This window comes from Glutamicibacter sp. BS14, assembly GCF_056934375.1.
Map to the genome: position 1 here is coordinate 1,390,053 of NZ_CM167801.1, position 12,473 is coordinate 1,402,525.

The window sequence follows — 12,473 nt, forward strand, 5'->3', positions numbered from 1 at the left end:
AGATACTAGGCTCGCATCATGATGCGAATAGTGGTTCTCCTGTTCCTGGCTGTCCTATTCACTGGCTTCGTGGTGACCGCAATCCTTGCCGGCACCTCCGGGGAATGGGTGTGGTGGATCCTCGTCGTGCTCACCGGTTTGCTGGTGCTTCTGGGCATCAGGGACCTGCTGCAAAAGAAGCATGCGATCCTGCGCAATTTCCCGATTGTCGGGCACGCCCGCTACCTCTTCGAATTCATCCGCCCCGAGATCCAGCAGTATTTCATTGAGCGCAATACCGATGGCCGTCCTTTCAACCGCGACACCCGCTCGCTGATCTACGCGCGGGCCAAGGGCGCCGATAGCCATAAGGCTTTCGGCACGGAGCTGAATGTCAATGAAGTCGGCCACGAATACCTGCTGCATTCGGCAGCTCCGGTGGCCCCGGTAGCATCGCAGCACCGCGTACGGGTGGGGTCCAGCCAGTGCTCGCAGCCCTATGAGATTTCGCTGATGAATATCTCCTCGATGAGCTTCGGCTCGCTTTCTGCCAACGCCGTGCTGGCGATGAACAAGGGCGCCGCGATGGGAGAATTCGTCCATGAAACCGGTGAGGGCGGGCTGACCAAGTACCACCTGGAATACGGGGCCGACTTGTTCTGGGAAATCGGTTCAGGCTACTTCGGCTGCCGTACCGAGCAGGGCCGCTTCAACCCCGAAACCTTCGCTGCCAAGGCGAACCATGAAAGAGTCAAGGGCATCACCATCAAGCTCTCCCAGGGCGCCAAGCCCGGGCTCGGCGGCGTGCTGCCGGCTGCCAAGGTCACCGCGGAAATCTCCGAGGCCCGCGATGTCCCGATGGGCGTGGACTGCATTTCACCGGCCAGCCACGCAGAATTCTCCACCCCGCGCGAATTGATGCACTTCGTAGCGAAGCTTCGCGACCTCTCCGGTGGCAAGCCAGTGGGCATCAAGTTCTGCGTTGGTTCCCGCACCGACGTCATGGCCCTGTGCAAGGGCATGCTGGAAACCGGCATCCTGGTGGACTTCATCACCATTGATGGCGCTGAAGGCGGCACCGGAGCTGCGCCGCTGGAATACGAGGACCATGTTGGCGCCCCGCTGACCGAAGGCTTGATGCTGGTGCACAACACCTTGGTGGGTGCCGGACTGCGCGACGAAATCCGCCTCGCCGCGGCAGGCAAGGTCGCCAACGGCTCCGACATCATCAAGCGGCTGATCCAGGGAGCGGATTTCACCTTCTCGGCGCGTTCCATGATGATGGCCACCGGCTGCATCCAGGCCCAGCAGTGCCACACCAACCACTGCCCCGTAGGCGTAGCCACGCAGAACAAGCGCCTGATGCGTGCCCTGGATGTGGAGGACAAGGGCCACCGCGTCTACAACTACCATCGCTTGACCGTCACCGAATGCGCGCAGATCATGGCATCGATGGGACTGACCAGCCCGGAGCAGCTGAACACCCGGATGCTGCGCCGCCGGGTGAACCTGCAGTCCACTCGCTCCTACGCTTCGCTGTTCCAGTGGTTGCGTCCCGGCGAACTGCTCGAGGATATTCCAGGTTCCTGGATGGAAGACTGGGATGAAGCAGACGCGGACCACTTCGGCGAGCATGCACCGCTGGCCTACACCGCGCCCAAGAGCGTGGATATCACCCCATCGGTGGTTCGCGAACCAGCCGATGCAGTGAACGCACCGCGCATCGAGCCCAGGGATTCAGCCAAGGTGCGCCCGGTGCATGCAGATGTCACCCGGCCAGAAGGCAAGCCGGGAGCTGACAGCTAGCCTTCCGAATCAGCAGCCAGAGACCGCAACACCTCGTGGTCCACTTCCTCCAGCGAAGCCGGAATCCACGTGGGGTTGCGGTCTTTGTCGATGACCTGGGCACGGATGCCCTCGGCAAGATCGGCACGGTGCATCAGGTAGCGAGCCAGGCGCAGTTCGCGGTCCAAGGCCGAACGCAGGTCCTGCTCCTCACGTGCAGCCCGCACGTTGTAGAACGCGCTGGCCACGCTGGTCGGGGAATTCGCTGCCAGCATCTGCGCGGCACGCTGCGCCGAAGGATGGACCATCTGCTTCAAGCGTGCCAAGACTTCCTGCGGGGTGGCGGCACTGAAAGCATGATCGATCCAGCCGCGGTCCAGTTCCAAGGCGAAGGACTCGGGCGCACCGTGCATGACCTCGATAGCAGCCGCGATCTCTCCGGCATTCAGCCCCGCGAACTCATCGAGCTCATCGAGGATGTTCTGGGCGAAGTCCTCGGTGACAACGGCATCGGCAAAACCGAGAAGTACGGCATCGGCACCGGTGAAGGACTGTGCACTCATCGCAAAGAACTCGCCGAAGTGGCCCGGCGCGCTGGCCAGCAGGTGGCTGCCTCCCACATCCGGGGTGTAGCCGATCTTCGCTTCGGGCATTCCCATGGTGGCGTTCGCGGTCACCAGGCGCACCGGTGCGTGCGAGGCCAAGCCGATGCCCCCACCCATGGTGATGCCATGGGCCAAGGTGATCAGGGGCTTGGGATAGGTGGAGATCAGGTAATCCAGTTCGAATTCTCTCGCTAGCAGATCGACGAAGTCCTGATGGCGTCCGGTGGTGACTGCTGCATGGAAATCGGCGATATCTCCGCCGGCACAGAAGGCGCGTTCGCCGCGGCCGGTGAGCAGCACCAGCGAAATCGACGGGTCCACGGCCCACGCACGCAGCACCCGGCCCAGCTCGGTGAGCATTTCCAGGGTCAACGCATTGAGCTTGCTGGCACGGTTCAGCTCGATGTGGCCGATTGGTCCATGCACGGCCGAGATGACTACGCCATCGCTGGAAGATGCAGGGGTCTGGTTCTCCACCGGGACATTCCTCTTTCTTGGGACAGACGCAGGCACCAGTGGCGCCGCGGCGCAACGAATCAGCGGGAGAGTACCTGGGCGAGCCGGTCCAATACCAGCGCGGCCTTCGGCTTCTTGGAATTCTCCGGTTTCAACGCGAAGATGGAGCGGGCCAGGCGAATCTCGGGGGCATCCACTATGCGGATGCCTTCCGGAGCGTTGGCCATGGCCAGATCGGGAACCAGGGCGGCGCCCAGTCCCGAGGAAACCAGGCTCAGCGAGGCATTGAAGTCATCGCAGTAGGCAGCCACCTGCGGGTGGATGTTGTAGGACGAGAACAAGCGCGAAATCAAGGTGGCATCCGAGGTGCCCGGGTGGTGGAAGATCCATGGCCATTCGGCCAACTGGTCCACGGTCAGCTGGGCGTCTTCAGCGATGGGCCAGGACGCCGGGATCACTACCCGGAACTGGTCATCGCCCAACCAAGTGCGCTCCAGGGACGCTGGCCACGACAGTCCGCCGGGTCCCACCTGGAAGATCAGTGCGAGGTCGAGGTCGCCGCCGGTGCCAAGGCCTGCGACAGTTTGCTGGGGTTCGCCGATCCACAGGCGCAGGTTGATGCCCAAGGAGGACCAATCCGGTGCCTTGAGGATTTGCGGCAGCGCGTAGGTCGCCAGCGAGGGGAAGATGCCAAGCTTGATTTCCTCAAGGTCGGTAGCTTCGGTGGAGATGGTGGCGACGTCTGCCATGAGGGCGTCGAGGTCGGTGAGCACCCGTTTGGCATGGCGCACCATGCGCAGGGCACCTGGCGTCGGGGTGATGGAGCGTGCGCCGCGCAGGAACAGCGTGGTACCGGTGCTTCGCTCCAACGCTGTCATCTGCTGGGAGACAGCGCTGGCCGTGTAGCCCAAGCGGGTTGCGGCCGTGGCAAAGGAACGATGCGCCACCACTTCGAGCAATGTGCGCAGATGAACTGGATTAATCACTTCTAAAGTCTATGGCCTTTAGCCAAAGATTTGCTTAGCCCACGGCCTAGAGTTCGTCCTCAAGGTCAACAAGCTCTGTGCTTTCCTCGTCGTCGTCATCGTCTGCGGCGAATTCGTTGTCGAGCTGGTCTTCGGTTTCCAGGTCATCGTCGTAGAGGTAATTGCGCTGTGCCAGCGGGTCGAGGTTGCGCATGGTTTCCGGCATGTCGCTTGAGCCCTCATAAGCCTGGGAATCGCGTCCGTCATCCGGTTCGTAGATGTCGTTGCCGAACTCCGGCGCAAATTCTGTGGTGTCGAAATCCTTCGTCATTGCGTACTCCTTCGTCGAATACGAGGGATCCGCCGGAAGCCGGGGATTTACCTCGTGACTTCTCGTATCACCAGACTAGGACGCTGCTTCGGGAAACGAAAGACTTGTTTTCTGCTGCTGACAGTGAATGACTTCTCAGTGGTCATGTTCGGCATAGTGCTCCAGCAGGGGAGCGGCACGGTAGGCCAGGTGCGTATGGAGCGCGAAGGTTGTTTCCGAACGGGTGACGCCCTTGACGCGCAGGATCTGGCGCAGTGCTGATTGCAGCTGGTGGGTGTCGGTGGCGATGAGCCGCACCCAGAGATCTCCACGTCCGGAGGTCTCGTGGATTTCCAGCACGCTGGGGATCTGGCGCAGCGCGGTGACCACGGTATCCAGATCGCGGTGGTTCACTTCCAACGTCACGAAGGCCAGGACGTCGTAGCCGAGCTTGCTCAGATCGATGTCGCGGCCGCCGTCGCGAAGGATTTCGGCACGCTGCAAACGGCGCAATCGCGACTGCGCTGTGTTGCGCGCAACACCGACCTCATCTGCGAGTTCAGAGATTTGGATGCGGGGATCCTTGATCAGTGCGAGCAGCACTTTCAGGTCTACATCGTCTAATCGCACTATATGCTCACTCCGGGTTATCTGCGGGGACAAAATTTTGAACAATCTGCTCAAATACTAGCAAGAAATCTCTCTGGTTGCTTTCAGCAGGCGGATATTAGTGAGTGAACGCTCTGTTGTAGTAGACAAACGCAAGCAGAACGCTCAACTAACCGGTGGGGCAGCGAGTGGCCCCACCGGTAAAAACTCTTTCTGGGCATTCTTCGTGCCCAGCTGGTCTGGACTACTTTGATCCCGGGAGTGAATTTGTCGGTTATCAGCGAGCTGCGCATGCAGCCAATGAATCATCGCGTACTCTCCTGGAACCCCGGTCTGACCGCTCGACTGGTGATCACCGTGTCCGTCAGCTTCCTGCTGCTGGTCGGAGCCAACCTGGCCACCCCGCTGTATCCGGCACTCCAATCCGAATTGCACCTTGGCGCCATGGGAACCACCGTGGCCTTTGCCAGCTACGTCTGTTCGCTGATGCTCTTCCTTTCCACTGTGGGGCATTGGTCGGATCATATCGGACGCCGTGCGGCGCTGGTGATCGCGGTCGTTGTTTCCTTCGCTGGAACCCTGGTCTTCGGATCGGCCGGCAACCTGCTGGAACTGTGCCTTGGCCGTGGTTTGCAGGGCGCCGGTGTCGCGCTGGCTACCGGTGCTAGCGCCGCGGCCCTGCGTGAACTTCTTCCTGCGCGGCCTGAGTGGGCTTCGCGCTTCACCCTCTTGGCCTCATCGGGCGGTGTCGCCTTCGGACCGGTCTTGGGCGGGCTGCTGGCTCATCTGCCTGGCGGGCGCACTACCGTGTTCATGGTGCAGGCGTTCTTGCTGCTGCTGGTCCTGGTCCCATTGAGCACCCTGCAGGCCCGTCCGGCCATTGCGCTGGCTGAGCGCGGACAGCGAAGCAAGGCCCTGGCCCCACGCCGCTTGGGCGTCCCCAGCTCGGCCCGGGCACCGTTCTGGCTCGCTGCCCTCGTTGGCTTCTTGAGCTTCGCCATCTTCGGCTTCGTGCTGTCCTTGGCACCTGGCTACTTCGCCCAAGCCTTTGGCCTGGATTCGGTGCTGGTCATTGGCCTGATTGCCGGCCTGCCCTTGGGCATATCCGCCCTGTCGCAGCTGGTCGTGCGCGGCGGCAAGGCCTTGCTGCCTATCGGTCTGGGATTGATGGCGGCCTCCACCGTAGTGCTGGCCGTGGCTGCCGAGCATCGCCAGCTGCCATGGGCCATCGCGGCATTGGTATTCGTGGGCCTGGGCCAGGGCATGGCCTTCCGCACTGCTTTCGCTCAAGCGGTGGACGCGGTCAACGACAAGCAGCACGCCCAAACCGTGTCCACCATATACCTGGTGACCTACCTGGGCAGTGCTGTTCCAGTCATCGCGCTGGGCTGGGCCGTCGGGGTCTTCGGGCAGCAGCAGAGCATCCTGGTCTTCTCCATCGGCTGTGCCGTGGTGGCGGCAGTGCTAGCCGTCTGGGCACTGGCAGGACTGCGCAAAGCACGCTAGAACCGGGCGTACTGTGGAGGCATGGCTAGTCCCCTTCCAGCGCCTGCTGGCCGCGGCGCACAGTGGGCCGTGGCTGCACGCATCTACATTCCTGCACTGTGGCTCGGCCTGATCATCGGCATTTCATTCATCGAGGCTCCACTGAAATTCACCGCACCCGGAATCACCATTTCCCTTGGGTCTGGGCATTGGACGCCGCGTCTTCTTCGCGATGAACATGGTCGAGATCATCTTCTTCATTGCCCTGGTGGCCGGGTCGGCCAAGCGAGCTGCCGGCAAGGCCTGGGGCTGGGGCGTAGGGCTGGTCGGACTATTGCTGCTGATTAAAACCGCAGCGATCCGCCCGGGCCTCTCTGCGCGTACCGATGCGGTGCTTGCAGGAGTCTCCGATGGCGGATCGCTATGGCATTACGCCTATATTGGCGTGGAATTCTGCTTGACCCTCGCTCTGGTTGCGCTGCTGCTGATGGCAGCCAAGCGCTGGATCAGAATCACCGGGCGCTAGCCAGCTGGCAGGCCTCGGCGGTGATCATCACCGATTCGAGTCGAGCGTGCTCCTCGGTGGGGTAATGGATGGTGATCAGTTCATCTGCCTGCGCTGCCGAAGCGAAGTGGCGCAGGTATTCGGCAACCTGTTCTCCGGTGCCCACCGCGGTGTAGCGCATCATGTCCAGGATCTGCTGCGCCTGCGGAGTATCCATGAGCATATCGATCTCCGCTTCGGTGAATTCCTTCTTCGCGGAACGGCCGATGAAGCTTGCCACGCGATGGCGCTTGGCAACGTCCAGCAGTTCATGAGCTCGTTCAGCCGTTTCAGCAGCCAGCACGCCCACGCCGGCAATGACATACGGTTCAGCCAGTTGCTCTGAGGGGGTGAACTCCTCGCGGTAGATGCGGATCGCTTCATGCAGCGCAGCCGGTGCGAAATGCGAGGCGAAGGAATACGGCAGTCCCAGCTGGGCGGCGAGCTTGGCACCGAAGAGCGAGGAACCCAGGATGTACAGCGGAACGTTGGTTCCTGCTCCCGGGGTCGCCTGAACGGTAGGAACCCTGGATTCGCCGGCGAGATAGGCCTGCAGCTCCAGCACATCGTGCGGGAAGGAATCGGCGGCCGACGGGTCGCGGCGCAAGGCACGCAGGGTGGTCATGTCGGTACCCGGTGCACGGCCCAAGCCCAAATCGATGCGGTCGCCGTAGATTTCGGCCAGCGTGCCGAACTGCTCGGCGATCACCAGAGGGGAGTGGTTCGGCAGCATGATGCCGCCCGAGCCCAGGCGAATCTTCTCGGTGTGGTGGGCTATGTGGCTGATCAGCAACGAGGTCGCGCTGGAAGCAATGGTGGGCATATTGTGGTGTTCCGCGTACCAGACGCGTTCATACCCATGGCGTTCTGCAGTTTGCGCCAAGCGGACGGAGGACTTGAAAGAGTCGGAAATAGTTGTTCCGGGTTCAACCGGAGCAAGATCCAGAATAGATAGCTTCACACTGGGTACAACCGGTGGCGTACGGGAAGTATTCCAGTAATTTCGGCCTCAAACGCAAGGAACGGCTATCCGCAGTGCGGATAGCCGTTCCTTGGCTAAGTCTGGCGTTAGCGCCAAAGACCTTCTTTAGAGAGCGCGAATGTCTGCAGCCTGCAGACCCTTTGGACCCTCAACAACTTCGAACTCCACCTTCTGGCCCTCGTCCAGGGTGCGGAAACCCTGGGTCTGGATTGCAGAGAAGTGTGCAAAGACGTCTGGATCGCCGCTGTCTGGAGCGATGAAGCCGAAGCCCTTTTCAGCGTTGAACCACTTGACGATTCCGGTTGCCATTTTCTTATTTGGTCCTTTCAGACGTTTCTCGCCGGTTTAGTTGGCGAGCTTGGTTGTAATCTGCGCATCCTCCGAATTCCAGGATGGAGAACGGATAATGCGAAGCAGCCAAGTCATTCACTTCACGTCTAGAAGGGGGCTCGCGTCAACCGAGGTGGTACGACATTCACAAACTTCTAACGGGTACTTCGCGAATTACTTTGGAACTACATTGCCTAGCCTACGTGTTTGGTGACGACAAATGAATAACTTTGAACCAATTAATCAGAAATTTGGTTAAGCGGTGAGCCGAGTTCACCGAAATGCCGGTTTGATGACGCGGAATACGACCACGGCAGCGATCAGGGACAACGCCGCGGCGATGCCGGATGTCAGCAGGACTCCGTGGTCGAAGGCCATGGCTGCGGAGCCCAGCAGAGCTTGCGCATCGGCGGCACTCAAATCGGCGGCGACCTGGTGCGCTCCGCCCAAGGTCTCGCCGGCAGTTTGCAGCTGGGCATCGGTCAGCGAGCCGGGCGCGAGCAACCTCGAGGTGTAGACCGTATTCAGGATGGTACCCAGCACTGCAATGCCCAGTACCGAGCCCACTTCGTAGGCGGTTTCCGAGATCGCCGATGCCGCGCCGGCCTTGGAAGCGGGTACTGCGGAGAGCACCATGTCATTGGACAAGGTCTCGGTCATGCCGATTCCCGTACCGAGGACAGCAAACGCGGTCATGAGCAGGAAGGAATTGGATCCCTCCCCGGCCAGGATCACCAGCAGGTAGGCGACCGCGGAGAGGATCAGGCCGATGGCCATGATGTTCGGCGTGCCGAAACGGCGCGAGAGCGCCACCGAGAGCAATCCGAAGCCCATGGTCAGCACCAGGCCCGGGGTCATCCACAGTCCCGCCACCAGCGGGGAGAACCCTGCAATGAGCTGCAGATGCTGGGAGACGAAGTAGATGAAGCCCACCAGCGAGAAGATGCCGATCAGGTTGACCATCAACGCGCCAGAGAACAGTGCGTTGCTGAATAAGCGGACATCGAGCATCGGCTGTTCGGCCTTGAGCTGCCGGCGTACGAAAGCCGCACCGCAGACAATGGCCAGGACGATGGCCGCGGCCGAGAAGTACCACGGGGCAGTTACCGCAGTCTTGATGGCGTAGACAAAAGGCAGGAGGGTGAAGACCACCAGCAGGATCGAGAGCGGATCCACGCGGCCCGGGTTCGGGTCCTTGGATTCGGGAACAAGGATCATGCCGCCGATCAGCAGGGGCAAGAGCATTGGCACGGCCATCAGGAAGACCGAGCCCCACCAGAAGTGCTCGAGCAGCACGCCGCCGACAATGGGGCCAAGCACAGCGCCGCCGGAGAAGGCCGCCGCCCACACCGCAATGGCGGTCCGGCGTTCGGTATCATCCGGGAAGATATTGCGGATCAAGGACAACGTGGCCGGCATGAGCATTGCGCCGAAGACGCCAAGCAGGGCACGGGCTGCCACCAGCTGGGTGGCATCCGTGGCGAAAGCGGCGAGGGCGGAAACCAGCGCGAAGCCGGTCGCGCCGATCAGCAGCAGCTTGCGCCGGCCGACGCGGTCGCCCAGTGAACCCATGGGGACCAGCAGCCCGGCCAGGATCAGCGGGTAGATGTCGATAATCCACAGCAGCTGGCTCCCCGAGGGGGACAGGGCTCCGGTGATTGCCGGGACCGCGAAGGAGAGCACGGTGTTGTCGACGGAAATGAGCAGTACAGGGAACAGCAGGACCACCAGTGCCGCCCAACGGCGCGGCTTGCTGAGCACTGTAACGCGTTCGGAGATATTCGAGGTCATGACGTTCGCCCTTGGGTAGGTAGTGGAATGCGCGGCGATTTGCCCGCAATTGTTAACTATACCGTCTAGACGGTATAGTTACAATTGTTGGTAAAGTCAGATCGATCACGAACTACACCTTGGAACGGAGAACTATGGCTCGCCCACCTGCTGCCCGCGGCAAAGTGCTTGACGCCTATATCGCGCTCTTGTGCGAAGAGGGGGAGCGGGCAGCCACGCTGGATGCCACGGCCGCACGCGCCGGGGTCTCCAAGGGCGGGCTGCTCTACCACTTCGCCTCCAAGGATGCGCTGGCGGACGCGGTCATCGAGGCCGCGGAGGAACATGTTGCCCGTGATGTCGAGGGGATGCGCACCGCAGCGGAAGGGGCTTCCGTTTATTACGTGCGCACCAGCGCGGAAGTCGATACCGAATTGGATCGGCACCTCGTGGCCCTGCAACGCCTGGCCCAGGCCGGGGTCAAATCCGCGACGGAAAAAATCGAGAGCACCAATGAGCGCTGGTACCGGTGCATCCTGGATGAAGTCGGCAGCAAGGACATCGCGCATCTGGTGATGCTCGCCGGCGAGGGGCTCTACGCGAACCTGGCACTGCCAGGGACTTGGTACGAACGCAATTTTGATGGCGAGCTCAATCGCTTACTAGAGTTGGTCTCGAAAATAAAAAAGTTGGGAAACCTCAACGAATAGCGAGCAGGTAGAAATCAATGAAGAACCAGAGCGTTGCTTCTCCAATCAGAGGACGAGTTGGAGCGCTACTTGGCATCCTGCTGCTGGCACTGTCCCTGCGCGCCGCAGTGGTGTCAGTTTCCCCGTTGCTCTCCCGCATTGAAGCGGATATCGCGTTCACCGAGTTCACCACCGGACTGCTGGCCATGCTCGCGCCCATTGCTTTCGCAGTCTTCGGCCTGCTCACTCCGCGGTTGATCAAGGCTTTCGGCCTGGAAAAAACCCTGATGATCTCGTTGGGCATAGCTGTCATCGGCCAGGTAGCGCGGATCTTCATGCCCGAGGTCTATTCCTTCCTCGCCCTGTCCATCATCACCTTGGCTGGCTACGGCATGGGCAATGTGGTGCTTCCACCGTTGGTCAAGAAGTACTTCCCTGACCGTATCGGCATGGTCACCAGCGGCTATGTCACGATGCTGGCCATCGGCACCTGGATGGCCCCTCAGTTCTCTGTTCCACTGGCCAATCTCAGCGACTGGAAGATCTCCATTGGTTCCTGGGCCGCCCTGTCGGGCATCGTGCTGGTGCCATGGCTGGTGCAGCTGCTTGCCGACCGCGGGACACAGCGCCCGGATAATCCCGTCCACGCCAGCGGGCATCCGCAACCTATCGCTAAGATCAACCCCTGGAAGTCCAAAGTGGCTTGGGGCCTGGCAATTTTCCTGGCCGGCAACTCGGCGCAGACCTACGTCTACTTCACCTGGCTTCCGCCCTACCTGCAGAACCGCGGCCTCGACGAAATGGCAGCTGGCAACATGCTGGCGCTCTTCGCGATCCTCGGCCTGCCGGTCAGCCTGCTGGTTCCGCTCTGGGTGCCTCGGCTGAAGCACCCGATCATTGCAGTCCTGGTCTTCACCTCGTGCTGGATTGCCGGGCACCTTGGCATCTACCTGTCGCCAACGCAGAACACTGCGTTGTGGATCTGCCTGGCCGGCCTCGGGCAGGGCACCTTCGCGATTGCGCTGCTGATGATGAACCTGCGCTCGCGCACAACCTACGGTTCAGGCGTGCTTTCGGGCTTCGCCCAGGGCCTTGGCTATGCCGGTGCCGCGGTGGTTCCCATGCTCTTCGGCGTGGTGCAGAAAGCCACCGATTCATGGGGCGCGGCCTTCTCGATGCTCGGCGGCTGCGTCATCGTGATGCTGGTCGGCGCGATCATCATCAACCCGCCGCGCACCATCGAAGATGATTCGCCAGGCACCGAGGACCTGGGCAGGCTCGAGCGCATCGACTAGAAGTGGCGCTGCGGACCCTCGCTGGACGGTGGCGTGGGGCGGGAGCGATGCCAATGGCCCGCGGCCAACGGGACCGACCAGCCAAAGCGGATGGAAGCCACGCGGATGGCAAAAGCCAAGGCGGCAATGCCGGCGCCCACCGGAACGTTCATCAGCCCCAGATGCCAGGCCACGGCGGTGAGCGCGGCACCCACCATGGCGGCCAACGCGTAGATATCGCGCGGGTTGAACAAATCAGGGGTGACGTTGGAAATGACATCGCGCATCAAGCCGCCGCCCACGCTGGTGATGACACCAAGCAGGACCGCGGTGACCGGATTGAAGTCGTGTTCCAGGGCCTTGAGTGTACCGGTGACGCAGAACAGGCCCAGGCCTGCCGCGTCGAATAGCTGGACCAGGCGGTGCAGCTTCTGCACCGCGGGGGTAAACGCGTAGACGCACAGCGCCGCGAGCACCGGAGGCACAAAGTAGACCGGATGCGCGAAAGTCGCCGGGGACTGATTGAGAATCAAATCTCGCACCACTCCGCCGCCCAGACCGCAGACCCCTCCGAGGAAGGCCGAACCGAGCAGATCGAAGCCACGGCGCGCGGCCATCAATGAACCCGCGACGGCGAAGAAGAAAATGCCAATGAGCTCGATCAGGATGTACATTCCGGGCCTTTTGCAG

General features: G+C 61.5%; 13 protein-coding genes. 5 read left to right on the forward strand and 8 right to left on the reverse strand.

Features of this window, described 5'->3' with window-relative positions; genetic code table 11:
- Positions 1-18 precede the first annotated feature (18 nt).
- Complete coding sequence (locus AC1Z36_RS06580; RefSeq protein ID WP_105658864.1) at positions 19-1,785, forward strand: FMN-binding glutamate synthase family protein; 1,767 nt, start codon at positions 19-21, stop codon at positions 1,783-1,785.
- On the opposite strand, the gene AC1Z36_RS06585 is transcribed toward AC1Z36_RS06580, so the two are convergent.
- The 4 genes from AC1Z36_RS06585 to AC1Z36_RS06600 all read right to left on the reverse strand — a co-directional run bounded on the left by AC1Z36_RS06585 (position 1,782) and on the right by AC1Z36_RS06600 (position 4,733).
- Positions 1,782-2,846: an enoyl-CoA hydratase/isomerase family protein gene (locus tag AC1Z36_RS06585; RefSeq protein WP_483561851.1), complete on the reverse strand. Its 1,065-nt coding sequence runs from the start codon at positions 2,844-2,846 to the stop codon at positions 1,782-1,784. The two genes, AC1Z36_RS06580 and AC1Z36_RS06585, sit on opposite strands and share 4 nt — an antisense overlap.
- A gap of 59 nt (positions 2,847-2,905) precedes the next feature.
- Positions 2,906-3,811 carry a LysR family transcriptional regulator gene (locus AC1Z36_RS06590; protein ID WP_105658862.1) on the reverse strand — a complete coding sequence of 302 codons (906 nt, stop codon included), beginning with the start codon at positions 3,809-3,811 and terminating at the stop codon, positions 2,906-2,908.
- 46 nt (positions 3,812-3,857) lie between these two features.
- On the reverse strand, positions 3,858-4,121 hold the full coding sequence (locus AC1Z36_RS06595; protein ID WP_105658861.1) for a hypothetical protein: 264 nt from the start codon (positions 4,119-4,121) through the stop codon (positions 3,858-3,860).
- Positions 4,122-4,256: 135 nt separating this feature from the next.
- Positions 4,257-4,733: an Lrp/AsnC family transcriptional regulator gene (locus tag AC1Z36_RS06600; RefSeq protein ID WP_133834920.1), complete on the reverse strand. Its 477-nt coding sequence runs from the start codon at positions 4,731-4,733 to the stop codon at positions 4,257-4,259.
- 243 nt (positions 4,734-4,976) lie between these two features.
- Here AC1Z36_RS06600 and AC1Z36_RS06605 point away from each other — a divergent pair, with 243 nt between their 5' ends.
- Complete coding sequence (locus AC1Z36_RS06605; RefSeq protein WP_105658902.1) at positions 4,977-6,215, forward strand: MFS transporter; 1,239 nt, start codon at positions 4,977-4,979, stop codon at positions 6,213-6,215.
- A gap of 175 nt (positions 6,216-6,390) precedes the next feature.
- A complete protein-coding gene (locus tag AC1Z36_RS06610; RefSeq protein ID WP_483561852.1) occupies positions 6,391-6,720 on the forward strand; it encodes a hypothetical protein in 330 nt (109 codons plus the stop codon).
- Here AC1Z36_RS06610 and AC1Z36_RS06615 read toward each other — a convergent pair.
- The 3 genes from AC1Z36_RS06615 to AC1Z36_RS06625 all read right to left on the reverse strand — a co-directional run bounded on the left by AC1Z36_RS06615 (position 6,707) and on the right by AC1Z36_RS06625 (position 9,841).
- On the reverse strand, positions 6,707-7,699 hold the full coding sequence (locus AC1Z36_RS06615; RefSeq protein WP_105658859.1) for an LLM class flavin-dependent oxidoreductase: 993 nt from the start codon (positions 7,697-7,699) through the stop codon (positions 6,707-6,709). The two genes, AC1Z36_RS06610 and AC1Z36_RS06615, sit on opposite strands and share 14 nt — an antisense overlap.
- Positions 7,700-7,825: 126 nt before the next feature.
- Positions 7,826-8,029, reverse strand: a complete 204-nt coding sequence (locus AC1Z36_RS06620) for a cold-shock protein (protein ID WP_013349999.1) — start codon at positions 8,027-8,029, stop codon at positions 7,826-7,828.
- A gap of 294 nt (positions 8,030-8,323) precedes the next feature.
- Complete coding sequence (locus tag AC1Z36_RS06625; protein ID WP_483561853.1) at positions 8,324-9,841, reverse strand: MFS transporter; 1,518 nt, start codon at positions 9,839-9,841, stop codon at positions 8,324-8,326.
- Positions 9,842-9,975: 134 nt separating this feature from the next.
- Between AC1Z36_RS06625 and AC1Z36_RS06630 the strand changes: the two genes are divergently transcribed.
- Both AC1Z36_RS06630 and AC1Z36_RS06635 read left to right on the forward strand, forming a co-directional pair.
- Positions 9,976-10,530 (forward strand): TetR/AcrR family transcriptional regulator, encoded by a 555-nt coding sequence (locus AC1Z36_RS06630; protein ID WP_483561854.1) that lies wholly within the window; start codon positions 9,976-9,978, stop codon positions 10,528-10,530.
- 17 nt (positions 10,531-10,547) lie between these two features.
- Positions 10,548-11,804 carry an MFS transporter gene (locus AC1Z36_RS06635; protein WP_483561855.1) on the forward strand — a complete coding sequence of 419 codons (1,257 nt, stop codon included), beginning with the start codon at positions 10,548-10,550 and terminating at the stop codon, positions 11,802-11,804.
- On the opposite strand, the gene AC1Z36_RS06640 is transcribed toward AC1Z36_RS06635, so the two are convergent.
- Positions 11,801-12,457: a trimeric intracellular cation channel family protein gene (locus tag AC1Z36_RS06640; RefSeq protein ID WP_105658855.1), complete on the reverse strand. Its 657-nt coding sequence runs from the start codon at positions 12,455-12,457 to the stop codon at positions 11,801-11,803. The two genes, AC1Z36_RS06635 and AC1Z36_RS06640, sit on opposite strands and share 4 nt — an antisense overlap.
- Positions 12,458-12,473 lie beyond the last annotated feature (16 nt).

What these genes read in the sequence shown, in the direction of transcription:
- AC1Z36_RS06595 (WP_105658861.1), bottom strand. Translation starts at nt 4,121, where the DNA reads ATGACGAAGGATTTCGACACCACAGAATTTGCGCCGGAGTTCGGCAAC.
- AC1Z36_RS06625 (WP_483561853.1), bottom strand. Translation starts at nt 9,841, where the DNA reads ATGACCTCGAATATCTCCGAACGCGTTACAGTGCTCAGCAAGCCGCGC.
- AC1Z36_RS06630 (WP_483561854.1), top strand. Translation starts at nt 9,976, where the DNA reads ATGGCTCGCCCACCTGCTGCCCGCGGCAAAGTGCTTGACGCCTATATC.
- AC1Z36_RS06620 (WP_013349999.1), bottom strand. Translation starts at nt 8,029, where the DNA reads ATGGCAACCGGAATCGTCAAGTGGTTCAACGCTGAAAAGGGCTTCGGC.
- AC1Z36_RS06580 (WP_105658864.1), top strand. Translation starts at nt 19, where the DNA reads ATGATGCGAATAGTGGTTCTCCTGTTCCTGGCTGTCCTATTCACTGGC.
- AC1Z36_RS06640 (WP_105658855.1), bottom strand. Translation starts at nt 12,457, where the DNA reads ATGTACATCCTGATCGAGCTCATTGGCATTTTCTTCTTCGCCGTCGCG.
- AC1Z36_RS06635 (WP_483561855.1), top strand. Translation starts at nt 10,548, where the DNA reads ATGAAGAACCAGAGCGTTGCTTCTCCAATCAGAGGACGAGTTGGAGCG.